Below are 17,049 nucleotides of genomic sequence, written 5' to 3' on the forward strand. Positions count from 1 at the left end.
GGGCGCGAAGACGGACGGAGACGGGCCGACCGTAACTACACGCCCAGACCCCGCGCCACGAGATCGAGCAGCGCGCACACGAAGAGGGCAATGCCGATGAAGCCGTTGACCGTGAAGAACGCCCGGTTCAGCCGGGACAGGTCGTGCGGCCGTACGATCGCGTGCTCGTAGCAGAACGCGGCCGCCACGATCAGCAGACCGCCCCAGAAGAACGCGCCCGCGTCCGTGACCAGCGCGTACCAGACGAGCAGGGCCGTGGTGACGACGGCGGTGACCCGCGCGCCCCACAGCGCCGCCGGGATGCCGAAGCGGGCCGGGACGGACTTCACGCCGTGCGCGCGGTCCGCCTGGACGTCCTGGCAGGCGAAGATCAGGTCGAAGCCGCCGATCCAGACGCCGACCGCGACACCGAGGATCGCCGCGTCCCAGGACCACTCCCCCGTCACCGCGAGCCACGCGCCGACCGGGCCGATGGACTGGGCGAGGCCGAGGATGGCGTGCGGGAAGTTCGTGAACCGCTTGCCGTACGGATAGACCACCATCGGCACGACCGCGAGCGGCGCGAGCGCGAGGCACAGCGGGTTGAGCAGCGCCGCCGAGCCGAGGAACACGGCGAGGGCGACGCCGGCGCCGGTCCACGCCGAGCGCACGGACACCGCGCCGGTCACCAGCTCGCGGTTGGCGGTGCGCGGGTTACGCGCGTCGATCTCGCGGTCGATGATCCGGTTGCAGGCCATGGCGAAGGTCCGCAGGCCCACCATGCAGACGGTGACCAGGAGCAGCGTCCACCAGTGGACCGACTGGTCCAGCTGGTACATGGCGGTGAGCGAGGCGATGTACGCGAAGGGCAGCGCGAAGACCGAGTGCTCGATCATCACGAGGCGCAGGAAGGCCTTGGTACGTCCGGGCCGGGCGCCCGGGACGGCGGCGGTGGTCACAGCCCGTACTCCTTCCAGCGGCGGTCGACCAGGGCCGCCGTCGCCGGGTCGGACTTGACCATGTCGGGCCAGCCGCCATCGCGGGTGTAGCCCTCCTCGGGGAGCTTCTTCGTGGCGTCGATGCCCGCCTTGCCGCCCCAGAACTGCTGGTAGGAGGCGTGGTCGAGATGGTCGACCGGGCCTTCGACGACGGTGAGGTCGCGGGCGTAGTCGGTGTTGCCGAGGGCGCGCCAGGACACCTCGTGGAGGTCGTGGACGTCGCAGTCCTTGTCGACCACGATGATCAGCTTGGTCAGCGACATCATGTGCGCGCCCCAGATGGCGTGCATGACCTTCTGCGCGTGCTTCGGGTACTTCTTGTCGATCGAGACGATCGCGCAGTTGTGGAAGCCGCCCGACTCCGGCAGGTGGTAGTCGACGATGTCCGGCACGATGATCTTGAGGAGGGGCAGGAAGAAACGTTCCGTGGCCCGTCCCAGCGGTCCGTCCTCGGTCGGCGGGCGGCCGACGACGATCGACTGGAGCAGCGGACGCTTCCGCATCGTCACGCAGTCGATCTTCAGTGCGGGGAACGGTTCCTGCGGGGTGTAGAAGCCCGTGTGGTCGCCGAAGGGGCCCTCCGGCAGCATCTCGCCCGGCTCCAGCCAGCCCTCGATCACGACCTCGGCCTGCGCCGGGACCTGGAGCGGAACGGTCTTGCAGTCGACCATCTCGATCCGCTTGCCCTGCACGAAGCCGGCGAACAGGTACTCGTCGATGTCGCCGGGCAGCGGCGCGGTCGAGGCGTACGTGACGGCCGGCGGGCAGCCGAAGGCGATGGCGACCGGCAGCCGCTCGCCGCGCTCCGCCGCGACGGCGTAGTGGTTGCGGCTGTCCTTGTGAATCTGCCAGTGCATGCCGATGGTGCGCTTGTCGTGGCGCTGGAGACGGTAGAGGCCGAGGTTGCGCACGCCCGTCTCGGGGTGCTTGGTGTGGGTGAGGCCCAGGTTGAAGAAGGAGCCGCCGTCCTTGGGCCAGGTGAACAGCGCGGGCAGCTGGTCGAGGTCGACGTCGTCGCCGGTGAGGACGACCTCCTGCACGGGGGCGTTCTCCGCCTTCACCTTCTTCGGCGGCACGTGGACCATCGAGCCCAGCTTGCCGAAGGCCTCGCGGACGCCGACGAAACCGTGCGGCAGCTCCGGCTTCAGCAGGCCGCCGATCTTCTCGCTGATCTCCTCGTACGACTTCAGTCCGAGGGCCTTCAGGAGGCGGCGGTCGGTGCCGAAGACGTTCATCGCCAGGGGCATCGCCGAGCCCTTGACGTTCTCGAAGAGGAGGGCCGGGCCGCCCGCCTTGTTCACGCGGTCGACGATCTCCCCGACCTCCAGGTACGGGTCGACTTCGGCCTTGATGCGCTTGAGGTCGCCTTCGCGCTCGAGCGCTCTGAGCAGCGAGCGGAGATCGTCGTAAGCCATAGGGGCAAGTATCCGCCACCGGCTAGGCTGGGCCCTTCACCGGGGCCGCGAAGCGCGTCCCGCTCACCCTTCCCAGGCGCTTCCAAGGGGCTGTTCCACATGCTCAGGGCACTGATCTTCCTCCTGCCGCTGGCGCTGCTGATCTACGCCTTCATCGACTGCCTGAACACCCCCGAGGACGAGGTCCAGCACCTGCCCAAGGTGGTCTGGATCCTCATCATCCTGCTCTTCGCGATCGTGGGGCCGGTCGGCTGGATCGCCGCCGGCAAGAAGCGCCACGCCCGCGCGGGCGGGCCCCTGGGCGGTGGCGCGTGGAGCAACCGCGACCAGCGCCGGCAGGAGTGGGTCGCCCCCGACGACAACCCCGAGTTCCTGGCCTCGCTGCGCGAGGAGAACAACAAGAAGGACGAGTCGCTCCTGAAGGACTGGGAGGCCGACCTGCGGCGTCGTGAGGAGGAGCTGCGGCGGCGGGAGCAGCGGGATGGGCAGGGGGAGTCGGGCGGCGGCCGGGGCGAGCGGGATGGCCGGGGCGGCGCGGGCGAGTCGGGTGGCCGTGGCGAGCTGGGCGAGCAGCGGCGGCGGGACGAGGACGGCGAGAGGGCCTGAGGCGGGGGCGGGGGCGCTCGGCCTTCTGATCTCCCGCGCAATCAGGCGCAAACACGACGCCCGGCCTCACCCGATCTTGCATGCTGGAGTCCACGACGGCCCGGCACGGGAGGCTCCATGGCGCTCAGCATCTTCGACTCGCCCGACACCGCGGGAGAGATGGTCCCCTTCTCGGAGATCAGCTCCTTCTTCGCCGAGTTCGAGCACACCGCGTGGCGCCTGGAGACCCGCCGGGGCTATGCCACCGACCGCACCAGCCCGAAGTGGGGGCGCTGGAAGGCCGGCGCGGACATCGCCGCCGGTCCCTTCGCCGACTGGCACGAGAACGTCCGCGAGCAAGTTGCCGCAGGAAAGCGCTTCGAACGCGTGCGTCTGGTCGACGAACCGCTTACCGAGGGCCAGGCATTCTTGCTGGCCTCCGGCCTCGGCAACGTCGCGGCGGGCGAGGACATCCGCAACCTTCCCCGAGCTGAAGCCGAAGGGCTCGGGCTGCCCCACGTCGATTTCTGGCTCTTCGACTCGCGTGTCCTCGCCCGCTTCGTCTTCGACGAGGACGACACGACTCTGGGAGTCGTTCTCTCGGAGGATCCAGTCGAGCTCGCCACCGCCTGCCAGGCACGGGACGCCGCCTGGCACCACGCCGTGCCCACCGCCGAGTACGCGCGGCGGGTGAGTTCCGCGCGGTGATCCCGACCAGCCACCGACCCGCTTCCCTCTGCTGCCGACGTCTGGGCTCGTGACCGCCACGAGCAATCCGCCGCAATTCCGTCCCACGCGCAGGCACGCCCTTGCATCCTGTTGGACGACCAGTCGCCACAAGAGGGAGGCTAACGATGGCCCGCAGGCTTCGCATGCTCGGCACTACCAGCGATGAAGGCAAGTGCCCCACCCTGTACGAGGACCTCGACACCGGCGAAGTCCTCGTACAGGGATTCTTGGCGGACCAAGACGACATCGAGCAGATGGTGAATCCACTGTCCGGGGAGTCGATGGTGATCGTCCCGCGCGAGCTGCTGACCCGCTTCGCTCCCAAGGAGTAACGGATGCCGAAGTTCATCGATGACGCGACATTCGGTTCCTACTTCACCGAGTTCGCACACACCGCGTGGCGCTTGGAGACTCGTCGCGGATACGCGTCCGACCGTGAAAGTCCGAGGTACCGTCAGTTCAGGTCCACGGGGACCATCCCGAACGACGGCCACCGCCCGTGGTGCGCGAACGTGCGTACGCAGGTGCGCTTGGGCAAGCGCATCGAGCGTGTCCGGATCGTCGACCAGGCACCTACTCCCGAGCAGTTGTATCTGCTCGCCTCTGCGGCCGTGAACAACGCCGCAGGCGAGGACATCCGCAACCTGTGGCGGGCCGATGCCGACCATCTGATCTTGCCGCGTGAGGATTTCTGGCTCTTCGACTCTCGGCAAGCCTTGCTGCTGCACTTCGACGAGGCCGACAACTACCTCGGCGCCGAACTCGTGGAGGATGCCGAACGCGTGCTGCGTTACTGCCAGATCCGGGACGCCGCCTGGCATCACGCGATTCCTCGCACGGACTTCGCGGCGCAGGTAGCTTCGACTGTGTGAGTACGGATTTCCAGCATTCCAGGGAAGCCCTCGGTGCCAGGCTCCGCGACCTGCGCATCGAGGGCGGCCTGAACGGCAAGCAGTTCGCGGAACTGCTCGGTTGGCCCGCTTCCAAGGTGAGTCGTCTTGAGAACGGCAAGCAGACCGCTACTCCTGACGACCTGGCCGCATGGGCCCTGGCCGCCGGCGCACCTGAGTCCAGGAGTGAACTGCAAGGGCGCCTACGTGGGCTGGAGACCCATAACCGCTCGTGGCGCCGACAACTCGCCGCCGGTCAACGGGCTGTGCAAGAGGCCAATGCGGCGCAAGAGGCCAACGCCGAAGTCCTCCACATCTTCGAATCGAGCATCGTCCCGGGTATCTTCCAAACGCCCGAGTACGCGCGAGGCGTTCTCACTGATGTCGCGAACAGGCACGGAGCTCCAGGGGACATCGAGGCCGGTGTACGGGCCCGCATGAAGCGCCAAGATGCCCTGTATCAGCCGGGGCACCGCTTTCACACCCTCGTCTGGGAAGCCGCCTTGTACACGGTCCGCTGCGACCCCGCTGCCATGGCCGCCCAGCTCGACCGACTCGCCGGTGTCATCGGCCTGGAGACGGTCGCCCTCGGCGTCATCCCGCTCGGCACTCGGACACCGTTCTCGCCCAAGCACGGGTTCTGGATCATCGATGATCGATTGGTCATCGCGGACACGTGGAACGCGGAACTGTGGCTCGATGCGGCCGAAGACGTCGCTCTGTATCGCAAAATGTGGCATTTGATGAGTGAAGCGGCGGTATTCGATCGCCAGATTCACCGTCTTCTCGACCGCGCCCGGCGAGCTCTCGCCCCTTCCTGAACAACAGCCGGCAAAGGCCTCTCCCCTGCGTGCAATCCAGAGCAATCGGCTCGCACAGCTACATATGGGGCGCCTACCGTCCTGCTCATGGTCAGGGAGACGCATGAACTCGCGGCTGTCGAGCTGCCGCGCATCGGGACTTTGACACAACGACAGCAGCGCGGGCAGGACTGCGTCTGGTGCGGCGTGACCCTGTCCGCCGGTGCGGTGGTCGACCTCGGGCCGAGGCGGCTGCGGATCGGTGACTGGACGCCGCAGTGGTTCCCCCGGGCCTGCCTGAGGCACCCGGAGGGGCCGGCACGCGAGGGATGACCTCCCCACCTCTCCTGCCCAAAGGCTCGACCACCGGTCCGCCCAGGGCAGGGCATCGGGCTCCCTTCCGGAGTCCGCGCACGACGGCGGGCGGGTGGGCCGCGCGCCGGTGACGTGTTCAAGGAGATCGCATGACCGCGACCACCACACTCGACGTCCGTCACGGCCGGGATCTGGTCGAACCGCCGCTTTTCCAGCGGCTCGCCGCGTTCTGTGCCGCCGAGTACGGCATGGAACTCCCCCTGGCCGAGGCCGTCATGGACCAGGGACTCGCCTTCCTCTGGACGATGGGCAGCACCGGCAAGGGAGACGTGATGGCGCCCAGCCGTCAGGTGGACCCCGCCTGGCACACGTTCATGCTGCACAGCCAGGAGTACGCGCAGTGGTGCGAGAAGAACTTCGGCCGCTTCCTCCACCACGCCCCCAACAGCAAGATCCGCGGTATCGCCCTGATGCTCGACGTCACCGACCTGATCCGCCGGGCCGGCTTCGCCGTCGACAGGAAGCTGTGGGGCGTCGCCGCCGAGTGCAACGAGCCCGCCTGCTGCGGCGACGGCCCCTGCTGCTGACCTGCCTCAGCCCCCTACTCCGTCCCGGCCCGCGGTGGCCGGGACGGCCCCCTTCGAAGACCGAGACCACGACCGAGACCGAGGCCCCATGCCCGTCGTCGACAGCGAACGCGTCACCGTCTTCCACCTGTTCGGCGAACTGCTTGCCTACACCACCCGTTCCGAAGTACCCGCCGCCTACGGCGAGATCGGCATCGTCGCTGCCCTCGACCCCGAGGCCTCCCCCAGCCTTCCGTGGATCCTGGCCGCCCGCTTCTGCCGCGAACGCGACCAGACCGAACAGCACGCCCAGTGGATCACCAGCCAGGCCGCCCGCGCCCGTGTCTCCGGCGGCGGGCGTCTGGCAGAACTCCACGACACCAAATGGGAGTTCGAGAAGCACAAGGAACACCGCTTCACAGCCCTCTACTTCAACACGAGATCCTGCGCACCGGCACGATGCGCGTCATCGGCCTGGACCTCGTTCCCCTCAAGGCCCAGGCCCGGACGCGCCGGCGCTACTGACCGCCGTGGCAGGGACAGTCGCACACCAGGAAGCGGACTCCCGGCACGACGTCATCCGTGGCATCCACGTCGTCCGGCACCCCGTCCCGGCAGAGCGCGTGGCAACCGACCAGGCAGCGCGGCGACCGGTACTCCGGTTCCGGTCCGCCCGCCGCGCCACCTGCCGCACCGACCGTCTCCAGCCTCACCCACCAGGCGTCCCCCGCCCGGTCGCGGTGCGGGCCACCGTGCCCCGGATCGAGTACGCAGACCCAGCCCCCGAACACCGGACGCACCACCTCGACCACGGCGTTCACGGGCCGCCGCGCCCCGCAGCGGCTCACCAGGCACATCCGGCGTGGATGTTCCGGCGGTCGGCGTCGACACCCACCGTGGCGAGCCACAACGCCCGACGGCGGCTGCGCTGCACCGCCCGCGCGGCGGGGCCGTTGAGGTAGGGGCGTACGAGACACGAGCCGGTGCCATCGAGCATCGTCGACTGCTCCGCCGCATAAGGGGAGCGCCTTGTGCACGACGACCGGCTTCGACTCCGGGAACGGGAGGCGGGGGCCGCTGGGACCACCGGGCGCGGACGATGCCTGCCCGTAGGGGGCAAGGACAACGCCAACAGCCAGACAAGGGCGGGAATCAGGACCCCGCCCAGCACACGCGCGATAGGGTTTCGCACGTCATCAACTCCTAGATCAGTTGGTGGCCATGCCCCGGGGCCGTTCCAGCGGTCGCCGGGGTTTTCGGTGAGCTTCAACGTAGTGCGTGATGCACCGTGCTACATCACTCTCTAGCTAGAGTCATCCGAACGTGTATTAGTGCGACTATCTATCGTGGGCACATGAGCCTTGATCCCCAGTCAGGACGCCCGCTGTACATGCAGCTCGCCAATGTGATCGCCGCGAAGATCGAGAGCGGAGAGTTCGCGCCCGACCGGATGATCCCCACCCCCGGCCGCCTGTCCGAGGAGTACGGAATCGCCGTACTGACCGCACGGCGCGCCATGCGGGAGCTTCGTGAGCGTGGGCTGATCTTCACCGTGCCAGGCAAGGGCTCCTACGTCACCCCCGACCCCGGCGAACCCCTCCCCTGACGGCCCCACGGTTTCCCTACCGCGCCCGCGATTCCCTCGATAAAGCCCCGCCCCTTTCCAACTCGCCGTCTATATCCTGAACTTGCGATGTGACGAGACGCATCTGGTGGGATCCGGGGGATGGTGAATGGACAGGGACCTGTACGGCCGGGAGGCGGTGTTCCACCGCACCGGGCTCGCCGCGCGACTGGTCGGGCTCGACGGGGAACGGCTGTCCGGGGTGCGGTACGAGCACGGGGACGATCCGCCGGTCGTCGTCTTCACCGGCGGGCGCGGGATGGGCAAGACCGCGCTGCTCAAGCAGCTGCGCAACGCGTACAAAGGCGCCACCCCGCTCGCCCTGATCGACTGCGCGCGCATCGAGCCGCCCGCCGACCACGGCCGGGGATGGACGGAACTCACCGGTTCGCTCGCCGAGTTGGCGGTGCAGCTGGCGCCGAAGGTGACGGGGGCGAAGGCGGTGGAGTTCCCCCGGCTCTCGCTCGGGCTCGTCGCCGTCGCGTCGATCAGCTGGACACAGGAGGACGAGGAGCGCGCACAGCGTGATCTCCAGCGCCTTGGACCGGTGTTGTCGACGGTCGACGCGGCCAAGGGTGCCGCCACGAACTGGGTCGCCAAGGTGCTCACCAAGCTCGCCGCGACCTTCGCCGAGAGCGCCGTACCGCTCGCCGGGCTGCTCGCGGAAGCGACCGTGGAGACCGTCCTGGAAGAGGTGTTCGGGCGGGTCCAGAAGAAGTCGGACAGCTGGTACGGGAGTTACCGCAACGCGGGCGGACGCGGGAAGGCCGGTCTCCAGCAGCTCGCCATCGACTTCGACCAGGGCGGCCGGCGCCGCCAGGAGGCCGAGGACTTCCTCGTCGGCGCGCTGATCGAGGACCTGGGCCAGGCCTACCGGGGGTTCACCCGGGCCGGGACCCGGCGCGGCCGTCCCGTCCTGCTGCTCGACAACGCCCACGGCGAGCTCGGGCGCCGGCTGCTCGAACCGATCCTGCGGGCCCGCGACGACGGGCGCCGCGACAAGGTCGTCGTGTTCGCCACCTCCCGGGTCCACGAGCACGAGGGCATGCGGCACGCCCACCGGACACGGCTGCCCGAGACCGCGCACCGGGCGCCCGCCCCGCGCGGCGGCGACATCACCTCCGGCATCCTCGCGGTCGCCCTCACCCCGCTCTCCCCGGCCCAGGCGCAGGCCGCCTTCGACCGGCTCGACCCGTCCGGGCTCACCCCGCCCGACCTGGCCCGGGGCGTGCACCGGCTCACCGGCGGCCGGCCGCTGGGCGTGACCCTGCTCGGGCAGGCCGCCGCCGAGACGCCCCGCGCCGAGCGGGGCACGCTCACCCCGGGCGCCCTGCTGGACCTGAGCGTGGAGCTGCGCGAGGACGCGCCCCCGGTGCCGGTGGCCCCGGCGCTGCTCCGGGCGCTGCTGCCGCAGCCGCGCCTGGAGCCGTTCACCGTACTGGCCGCCGCGCACGACGAGGAGTCCGCGCGACTGCTCGCCCGTACCCGGCTGCACACCGAGTCCCGGGACGGGGACATGGCACTGCGGGTGCGGGACGAACTGCGCGCCGAGGACTGGCCGGAGGGCCCCGAGCACTTCGTCGCCGACCCGCTGCTGCGCGCGCTGCTCCTGCACCGGCTGCGTTTCGGCGACGGCGACCATCCCCGGCACTCCGCCTGGCGGGCCGTCCACGAGACCCTGCACCGGCACTACGACCGCGCCGAGCAGCGCCCGTACCGGCTGTTCCACGAACTGGCCCTCGGCCGGGTCGACGACGCGGTCACCCATCTGCGCGTCACGTTCCCCGAGCCCGATGTGATCGGCTGGCTCGGTCGGCTCCGGTTCATCGCCTCGGCCCCGTACCCGCACACCGCCGCCCGCCCGTCCGGCCCCGACCCGCGCCGGGCCGTCGCCCTCGGCCGCGAAGCGGCGGACGCCGCAGGCGCCGGAAGCTCCCGGGACGGCAGTGGCTCACGGGACGGCGGTGGCTCACGCGACGGACGGGACGGACGAGACGGACCCGACTCCCGGGACCCGCGGGACTCCCGGGACCCCCGGGACCCGGACACCACCCCGGATCCCTCGGCCGGCCCGCGGCTGCCCGCCGGGCTCGACGCCGAGGCGGTCTCCCTGCACCTGTCCCTGCGCCGGCTGCTGCACGCCGTGTGGCTGCTCACCGATCCCCTCGCCCTGCCCGACGGCGAGGTGACCGAGAAGATGGCCCACGAGCTGCGCCAGCTTTCCGGGCGTCATCTGACGGGCAACAGTCCGCTGTGGGACGCGGCCACGCACTGGCCGAGAGACATTCACGCCTGGCGCCGGCCGTCGCTGCCGCCGGGCCGCGAGGACGGAGTCTGAGGCGATGGCCAGCCGACTGCGCAACCGCTATCTCTTCACCACGCGGCAGAAACTCCTCGCCGCGCTGGTCGCCCTGGTCCTGGTCGGCGTACCGCTCGGCTGGGGCATCGACAAATGGACCACCCCGGAGGACCGCTCCTGCGCGCCGGGCGTCGAACGCCCGCAGGGGTCGGACGAATGCGTCGGCGTCAACGGCTCCGGCTTCGCCTTCGGCGTGCCCCAGCTCGCCGAGATCGCCGGGCTCATCGGCCACGAGAACGGCGTGCTCAAGGAGGGCAAGTACGTCACCGTGGCCATCCTGCTGCCGTTCACCTCCACCGACCCCGGCATGCGGGCCAAGGTCCTGCACGAACTCCAGGGCTCCTACGCCCGCCAGTACTGGGAGAACAACAAGGCCAACGGCCGCACCCCGAAGATCCGGCTGGTCCTCGCCAACACCGGCAACGAAAACGTCCACTGGGAGCGCGTCGTCCAGCAGCTGAAGGGCATGACGGGCGCCCCCGACCGGCTGCGCGCGGTCAGCGGTGTCGCCACCTCCTCCCCCGAGATCCGCAGCTCCGTCGCCGCCCTCACCAAGGCGAAGATCGCCGTCGTCGGCACCACCATCACCGCCGACGACATCGCCAACGGCCCGGACCACAACGACTTCCCCGGCCTCGCCCGGGTCTCCCCCACCAACAACGACGAGGCCAGGGCGCTGCCCCTCGGCAAGGTCGACGCCGGCCGGACGCTGATCGTCCAGGACACCCGTACCGACGACCACTACACCAACACCCTCAAGGCGGCCTTCGCCACCGCCCTGAAGGGCCGCACCCCCTACGAACCCGCGGTGTTCACCTCGCCCCCGGACTCCACCGCCGAGGGCACCACCTCCAACATCTTCAACAAGATCGCCTCCCGGGTCTGCGAGACGCAGTCCGAGACCGTCCTGTTCGCCGGCCGCCACACCCAGCTGCGCCAGTTCATCAACGAACTCGGTGAACGCGGCTGCGCCGCGCGTTCCTCCGTCACCGTCCTCACCGGCGACGAGGGCTCCTACCTGGGCTCGGACCCCAAGCTCGACCGCAAGGCCCTCACCGCCCGGCTCACCGTCCGCTACGCCGCGCTCGCGCACCCCGACGCCTGGCGGGCCGCGACCAACCCGACGCTGCCGAAGACGGGGGGCTCGGAGGCCGACTACGACACCTTCCTGGAGGCCGTCTCCCACGCCTCCCAGAAGCCGGTGCCGCTGGGCGACGGGCAGGCGATCATCGCGTACGACGCGGTGGCGACGGCCGTGCACGCCATCCGCGAGGCCGCCCAGGGCAAGCCGTACCCGGAGCCGTCCGACGTCGGCCAGCAGTGGCCGCAGGTCACCGGTGAGCTGCAGCGGGTGAACGGCGCGAGCGGCTGGATCTGTCTGGACAACTACGGCAACCCGTTCAACAAGGCGGTGCCGATCGTGTCGCTGACCCCCAAGGGCACCCAGCGGTTCGAGTCCATCGCCTGGCCGGAGGGCAAGGCGCCGACACCGAACTGTCTGAAGCCGAATCCGCAGTAGCTCGTAGCTACGGCTCTACGGCTGTCCGGCTCTACGGCTCCCATACGGGCCACAGGGCCTCGTCCCGGGCGTACGCCTCGCGCAGCTCGCGCCGGCGTACGCCCGGCTCACGTACCCCTGCTTCCCGTACCCCTGTTTCCCGTACGCCCGCCACACGAGCCCCGGCACCGCCTTCGGCAGCGTCGTCCAGCGCCTCGGCCAGCCGCTCCAGGTGGGCGTGCCAGTCGGCGAGCCGGTCGATCCGGTCCTCGGAGGTGCCGCGCACCTCCGCCGTGAAACGCAGCACGGCCGACCCGGCCGCGTCCGTCCGGCCCGGTTCCAGGTGGAACCGGATCCGGCCGTGCGGCGGATCGGCCGTGTCGGCGATGTCAGCGGCATGGGCGGTGGGACCGGCACGGGCCGCCCTGTCCGGGTGTGGCGGATCGAGCGTGTACTCGGCCACGTACTCCGGGTCCCAGGCGGTCACCCGGCCGTCCACGTACTCGGCCCCGTCCGGCCCGCACAGCGTGACGCGCCCGCCGAGCCGGGGCTCCAGCGCATCCGTCGCGCCGAGCCACCGGGCCAGGCCCTCGGGCGAGGCGACGGCGTGCCAGACGTGCCCCATCGGGTGCGGGAGGTCGACCACGTACCGCAGCAGATGGCGGTCGATGTCGTGGGTCTCGCTCCTGCCCCGGGGTATCTCGGTCATATCTCCAGCGTGGCCCCGGCGGGCGTGGTCCGCCCGCCCGGAGCCGCGCCGCCGGCGGTCGTGCCGGGTCAGACGCCCGCGTACGAGTGCAGGCTGTTGACGAAGATGTTCACACCGTAGAAGTTGAACAGGTAGCAGGCGAAGGCGACGAGCGCGATGTACGCCGCCTTGCGGCCCTTCCAGCCCGCCGTGGCGCGCGCGTGCAGGTACGCGGCGTAGGCGACCCAGGTGATGAAGGACCAGACCTCCTTGGCGTCCCAGCCCCAGTAGCGGCCCCACGCCTCGCCGGCCCAGATCGCGCCCGCGATGATCGTGAAGGTCCACAGCGGGAAGAACGCGGCGATGACCCGGTAGGCGAACTTGTCGAGCGTCGCGGCGGCCGGCAGCCGCTCCAGGACGGAGCGGGCGAAGCCGCTCGGGTCGCCGCCGTTGGCCAGCTTGTTCTCGTACGAGTCGCGGAACAGGTACAGCACGGTGGCGACGGCGCCGAGGTAGAAGACGGAGCCGCAGACGATCGCGGTGGAGACGTGGATCCACAGCCAGTACGAGTGCAGCGCCGGGACCAGCTGGTCGCTGTCGGTGTACAGCACGGTGGTGGCGAGGCCGAGGACCAGCAGGACCGTCGTGACCAGCGGCAGACCGATCCAGCGGACGTTCTTCTTCGCGGCGAGGAAGGCGAGGTACGCGACGACCGCCACCGTGGAGAGGGTGATCGAGAACTCGTACATGTTGCCCCAGGGGGCCCGCTGCACGGAGAGCGCGCGCGTGAGCACGCCGCCGGCCTCCAGGAGGGCGGCGAGGGCGGTCAGCGAGACCGCGATACGGCCGTACAGATCGCCCTTGACGGTGCCGCCGGCCGCGCCGGGGCCGTCCGGGACGTCACGGGAGCCGGCCGCGGAGCGGGTGACGACCTTCGGCCGGTCGAGCACGGCGGTGCCGCCGCCGGCCGTCTTGACCTGGACGGTCACGGCCGGGGCCGCGGCACCCTCGGCACCGGCGCCGGATCCGGCGCCGGTGAGCGCGGCGGCGGTACGGCCGACCTTGCTGCGACTGCCGAACACCCACTCGGCGATATGGGCCATGAAGGCCAGTGTGTAGACGGCCATCGAGGAGTAGACGAGATAGTTACTCGTCTGCGCCAGGCTCTCGTTGGTCGCGGCGGCGAGGATCACTTGTCGGCCTCTCCAGCTTGGGCAGGTTCTGCTGCGGCTTCGGCAGTGGTGGGTGAGGGGTCCGGGACGGCGGTCTCCGGCTCGGCGGAATCCGGAACAGCGGAATCCGGAACAGCGGTCTTCGGGACGGCGGTCTCCGGGACGGCGGTCTCCGAGGAGGTGTCGGAGGGAGCCTTTGGAGCGGCCGGTGCCTGCGCGTGGAGCGTCGCGGCCAGTTCGGCCAGCTCCTCGGGCAGCCGGGCCGACTCGCTGCGGCCGAGGCCGGCCATCTCGACGACGGTGACGCCGTCCGCGCCCCGTACGGCCCTGACCCAGATCCGGCGGCGCTGGATGAACAGCGATCCGGCGAGACCGGCGATCGCGGCGATCGCGCCCGTGAGGGCGAGACCGTTGCCCGGCTGCTCGGAGATCTGGAAGCTCGCCCACTCCCGGATCTCCTTCTCGAAGGTGACCGAGCCGGCGCCGTTCGGGAGCTTCATGGTCTCGCCCGGCAGCAGGCGCTGGGCCTTGCCGGTGCCGCCCGCGACCGAGAACTGCTTCATCTTGGACGTGTCCAGCTGGTACACGTTCTGCGGCAGCCCGGAGTCCACGCGCAGGTCGCCGTGGTAGCCGGTGAGCGCCATGACGGGGAAGTCCGCGGCGGGGAACTGGGACATCATCGTGCCCTTGCCGGCGCCTGCGAAGGTCGGCACGAAGAAGGCCTGGAAGCCCAGCTGCTCCCTCTTGCCGTTCTTGTCGCGGTAGCCGTCCATCACCTTGATCGCACCGGTCGAGGTGATGTTGTTGTCGATCGGCAGCAGCGGCACGGGCTCGCTCATGACGACCTTGCCGCGGCCGTCGCGGACGGTGACCACGGGCGCGTAGCCGTGGGAGATCAGATAGACCTTGGAGCCGGCGACCTTCAGCGGCTGGTTGACCCGGATGACACCCTGCTTGTCGGGGCTGCCGGGCTCGGAGTACGTGACGGCGGCCTCGAAGGTGCGCGGGGTGCCGCGCTGCGGGCCGCTCTTCTCGTACGTACCGGTGAACTTGTCCAGCTTGAAACTGAACGGCTGGAGGTCCTCCAGCCCGAACCCCGAACCCGACTTGAAGTCGTCGTACGAGGTGATCGTGTTGGAGAAGCCGTCGCCCTCGACGATCAGCCGGCCGCCCTCGGACTTGAACAGCTGGCCCCAGGCGAAGGCGACCAGCATGACGATGAGGGAGACGTGGAAGATCAGGTTGCCGGCCTCGCGCAGATAGCCCTTCTCGGCGGCGACGGCGTCGCCGGCGGTGTGGGCGCGGAAGCGGCGGCCCTTGAGGAGCTTCAGAGCGGCCTCGCGGACCTGCTCCGGCTCGGCCTCGCTGCGCCAGGTGGTGTACGCGGGCAGCCGGGTGAGGCGCTTGGGGGCGCCCGGCGGGCGGCCGCGCAGCTGCCCGACGAACTGCCAGGTGCGGGGCACGATGCAGCCGATGAGCGAGACGAACAGCAGGATGTAGATCGCGGAGAACCACACCGAGCTGTAGACGTCGAAGAGCTGGAGCTTCTCGTAGATCGGCGTCAGCGTCTCGTGGGCGTCCTTGAAGGCCTGCACCTTCATCTCGTTCGCGCTGTTCTGCGGGATGAGGGAGCCGGGGATGGCGCCCAGGGAGAGCAGGAACAGCAGGATCAGGGCGACCCGCATGGACGTCAGCTGCCGCCAGAACCAGCGGATCCAGCCGATGACGCCGAGGCGGGGGCCGCCGAGCAGGACCTCGGCGCTCTCCTCGCGGGGGGCGGTGGACAACTGGGCGCCGGCCGCGCCGAGGGCGTCGCCGTCCGGCTCGCCGGCGGGGTCCGTCGCGTTGGCGGGGTCCGTCGCGTTGGCGGGGTCGGCGGCGTCCGGCGTGCCGGTGGGGTCGGTGGTATCCGTCGTGTCGGTCGTACTCATCTCGGCTCTCAGATCCCCACCGTGAAACCAGTGGACCAGCTCTGCATCGTGGAGACCATGCTGTCCCACGCTCCTGTGAGGAGCAGGACACCGGTCACGATCATCATGCCGCCACCGATCCGCATCACCCACGCGTAGTGCTTCTTCACCCAGGTGAACGCGCCGAGCGCCTTGCGGAAGGCGACGGCGGTGAGGATGAAGGGGATGCCGAGACCGAGGCAGTACGCGAAGGTCAGGAGCGCTCCGCGGCCGGCGCTGGCCTGCTGGGCGGAGAGCAGTTGCACGGCGCCGAGCGTCGGGCCGATGCACGGGGTCCAGCCGATGCCGAAGAGCGCGCCCAGCACGGGCGCGCCGACGAGCCCGGTCGAGGGCCGCTTGTGGAAGCGGAACTCGCGCTGGGTGAGCCACGGCATGAGGCCCATGAAGAACACGCCCATGAGGATCATGAGCACGCCGAGGATGTTCGACAGGATCCCGCTGTACTTCTGGAGGGTCCAGCCGAAGAAGCCGAACAGCGCGCCGCCGGAGACGAACACGGCGGAGAAGCCGAGGACGAAGAGGGCGGCGCCCGTGGTCATCCGGCCGCGCCGGGCGTCGCCGAGGTCGGTGCCGGTGACCCCGGTCACGTAGCTCAGATAGCCGGGGACGAGCGGCAGGACGCACGGCGAGAAGAAGGAGATCAGTCCGCCGAGGACGGCGACCGGCAGCGCGAGCAGCAGCGCGCCGTTCAGGACCGTCTGATTGGGATCCACGTCGAATTCCCCGTCACTTCTCGGCGAGGAGCGGGTCGATCATGGAACGGAGCTTGGTCTCGTCGAGACCCATCAGCGAGCGCGCCGCGATCTTCCCCTCCTTGTCGAGGATGATCGTGGTGGGAATGCCCTGGGGATTCAGGGTGCCCTTCGGGAACCCTTCGAGAATGATCTTTCCGTAGGGGTCGAAGAGGCTCGGATACGGAATGCCGAACTCCTCCTCGAAGGCGAGGCCCTTGGAGGTGACACCGTCGCGGGTGTTGATCCCGACGAACTCGACGTCGGCGCCCTTGCTCTTCATCTCCTTCGCCGCCTTGGCGAAGTGCGGTGCCTCGCCCCGGCAGGGCGCGCACCACGAGCCCCAGACGTTGAGGACGACGACCTTGCCCTTGAGGTCGGCGACGTCGAGCCGCTTGCCTTCGAGGGTCTTGCCCGCGAGCGTGCCGGTCGGGGTGCGCTCGCCCTTGGCGACGGTGGAAATACCGCCCGAGCTGGTCACGAAGTTGGTACCACCGCCGCCTCCGGACTTCCCGTTGGAGTCGGAGCTGCACGCGGTCAGCGCCAGTGCGGCGGCCAGGAAAACGGCTGCCTGCAGGGCGCGACGAGGGGCACGGCTAAGGCTCATGTGAAAAGTTTCGCATGGGCGATTCGCGGATCTTGGGCGCCCCCCTACGTGCCCGTAAAGCCCCTTGTCAAGGCGGGCTAAGTCTGCTTCCCGGATTTTCGGGGTTCGCCGGGATTCCGCGGC

The 17,049-nt window shown here is 69.9% G+C and carries 18 protein-coding genes and 1 pseudogene; 10 read left to right on the forward strand and 9 right to left on the reverse strand.

Annotated features, from left to right (window positions below):
* Positions 1–35: 35 nt before the first annotated feature.
* Together mqnP and ACGFRB_RS19710 are read right to left on the reverse strand one after the other, a co-directional pair.
* Positions 36–938 (reverse strand): menaquinone biosynthesis prenyltransferase MqnP, encoded by a 903-nt coding sequence (gene mqnP / locus ACGFRB_RS19705; protein WP_363002718.1) that lies wholly within the window; start codon positions 936–938, stop codon positions 36–38.
* Positions 935–2,392 (reverse strand): menaquinone biosynthesis decarboxylase, encoded by a 1,458-nt coding sequence (locus ACGFRB_RS19710; RefSeq protein WP_393244534.1) that lies wholly within the window; start codon positions 2,390–2,392, stop codon positions 935–937. Before ACGFRB_RS19710 ends, mqnP begins: the two co-directional genes overlap by 4 nt.
* 99 nt (positions 2,393–2,491) lie before the next feature.
* Here ACGFRB_RS19710 and ACGFRB_RS19715 point away from each other — a divergent pair.
* From ACGFRB_RS19715 to ACGFRB_RS19745, 7 genes and pseudogenes are all read left to right on the forward strand, one after another.
* Positions 2,492–2,887, forward strand: a pseudogene (locus ACGFRB_RS19715) (PLD nuclease N-terminal domain-containing protein); the annotation flags it as partial.
* Between the two features lie 228 nt (positions 2,888–3,115).
* Positions 3,116–3,685 carry a DUF6879 family protein gene (locus ACGFRB_RS19720; RefSeq protein WP_393244536.1) on the forward strand — a complete coding sequence of 190 codons (570 nt, stop codon included), beginning with the start codon at positions 3,116–3,118 and terminating at the stop codon, positions 3,683–3,685.
* 146 nt (positions 3,686–3,831) lie between these two features.
* Positions 3,832–4,038, forward strand: coding sequence for a hypothetical protein (locus ACGFRB_RS19725; protein WP_363002713.1), 207 nt, complete (start codon positions 3,832–3,834; stop codon positions 4,036–4,038).
* Positions 4,039–4,041: 3 nt separating this feature from the next.
* Positions 4,042–4,578, forward strand: a complete 537-nt coding sequence (locus ACGFRB_RS19730) for a DUF6879 family protein (RefSeq protein WP_393244538.1) — start codon at positions 4,042–4,044, stop codon at positions 4,576–4,578.
* Complete coding sequence (locus ACGFRB_RS19735) at positions 4,575–5,417, forward strand: helix-turn-helix domain-containing protein (protein ID WP_393244540.1); 843 nt, start codon at positions 4,575–4,577, stop codon at positions 5,415–5,417. Before ACGFRB_RS19730 ends, ACGFRB_RS19735 begins: the two co-directional genes overlap by 4 nt.
* Positions 5,418–5,504: 87 nt before the next feature.
* Complete coding sequence (locus ACGFRB_RS19740) at positions 5,505–5,729, forward strand: hypothetical protein (protein WP_363002707.1); 225 nt, start codon at positions 5,505–5,507, stop codon at positions 5,727–5,729.
* 131 nt (positions 5,730–5,860) lie between these two features.
* On the forward strand, positions 5,861–6,298 hold the full coding sequence (locus ACGFRB_RS19745) for a glycine-rich domain-containing protein (protein ID WP_393244542.1): 438 nt from the start codon (positions 5,861–5,863) through the stop codon (positions 6,296–6,298).
* 497 nt (positions 6,299–6,795) lie between these two features.
* Here ACGFRB_RS19745 and ACGFRB_RS19750 read toward each other — a convergent pair whose 3' ends face one another.
* Both ACGFRB_RS19750 and ACGFRB_RS19755 read right to left on the reverse strand, forming a co-directional pair.
* A complete protein-coding gene (locus ACGFRB_RS19750; protein ID WP_393244544.1) occupies positions 6,796–7,098 on the reverse strand; it encodes a hypothetical protein in 303 nt (100 codons plus the stop codon).
* A 23-nt stretch (positions 7,099–7,121) separates the two neighbouring features.
* Positions 7,122–7,274, reverse strand: coding sequence for a hypothetical protein (locus ACGFRB_RS19755; protein ID WP_393244546.1), 153 nt, complete (start codon positions 7,272–7,274; stop codon positions 7,122–7,124).
* Between the two features lie 357 nt (positions 7,275–7,631).
* Here ACGFRB_RS19755 and ACGFRB_RS19760 point away from each other — a divergent pair, with 357 nt between their 5' ends.
* The 3 genes from ACGFRB_RS19760 to ACGFRB_RS19770 all read left to right on the forward strand — a co-directional run bounded on the left by ACGFRB_RS19760 (position 7,632) and on the right by ACGFRB_RS19770 (position 11,779).
* On the forward strand, positions 7,632–7,883 hold the full coding sequence (locus ACGFRB_RS19760; RefSeq protein WP_393244548.1) for a GntR family transcriptional regulator: 252 nt from the start codon (positions 7,632–7,634) through the stop codon (positions 7,881–7,883).
* 127 nt (positions 7,884–8,010) lie between these two features.
* Positions 8,011–10,239, forward strand: coding sequence for a hypothetical protein (locus tag ACGFRB_RS19765; RefSeq protein ID WP_393244550.1), 2,229 nt, complete (start codon positions 8,011–8,013; stop codon positions 10,237–10,239).
* 4 nt (positions 10,240–10,243) lie between these two features.
* Positions 10,244–11,779 (forward strand): hypothetical protein, encoded by a 1,536-nt coding sequence (locus ACGFRB_RS19770; protein WP_363002693.1) that lies wholly within the window; start codon positions 10,244–10,246, stop codon positions 11,777–11,779.
* Between the two features lie 31 nt (positions 11,780–11,810).
* On the opposite strand, the gene ACGFRB_RS19775 is transcribed toward ACGFRB_RS19770, so the two are convergent.
* The 5 genes from ACGFRB_RS19775 to ACGFRB_RS19795 form a co-directional block, all read right to left on the reverse strand.
* Positions 11,811–12,467 carry an SRPBCC domain-containing protein gene (locus ACGFRB_RS19775; RefSeq protein ID WP_393244552.1) on the reverse strand — a complete coding sequence of 219 codons (657 nt, stop codon included), beginning with the start codon at positions 12,465–12,467 and terminating at the stop codon, positions 11,811–11,813.
* A 68-nt stretch (positions 12,468–12,535) separates the two neighbouring features.
* On the reverse strand, positions 12,536–13,639 hold the full coding sequence (gene ccsB, locus ACGFRB_RS19780; protein WP_393244554.1) for a c-type cytochrome biogenesis protein CcsB: 1,104 nt from the start codon (positions 13,637–13,639) through the stop codon (positions 12,536–12,538).
* Entirely contained in the window at positions 13,636–15,549 is a 1,914-nt protein-coding gene (locus ACGFRB_RS19785) for a cytochrome c biogenesis protein ResB (RefSeq protein WP_393244556.1), read from the reverse strand. Before ACGFRB_RS19785 ends, ccsB begins: the two co-directional genes overlap by 4 nt.
* Positions 15,550–15,557: 8 nt before the next feature.
* On the reverse strand, positions 15,558–16,301 hold the full coding sequence (locus tag ACGFRB_RS19790; RefSeq protein ID WP_361231088.1) for a cytochrome c biogenesis protein CcdA: 744 nt from the start codon (positions 16,299–16,301) through the stop codon (positions 15,558–15,560).
* 13 nt (positions 16,302–16,314) lie between these two features.
* Positions 16,315–16,926: a TlpA family protein disulfide reductase gene (locus tag ACGFRB_RS19795; protein ID WP_393244558.1), complete on the reverse strand. Its 612-nt coding sequence runs from the start codon at positions 16,924–16,926 to the stop codon at positions 16,315–16,317.
* Positions 16,927–17,049: the final 123 nt, after the last annotated feature.

The sequence above is a fragment of the Streptomyces sp. NPDC048718 genome (assembly GCF_043198875.1).
In the GTDB taxonomy this organism is placed as follows: domain Bacteria; phylum Actinomycetota; class Actinomycetes; order Streptomycetales; family Streptomycetaceae; genus Streptomyces.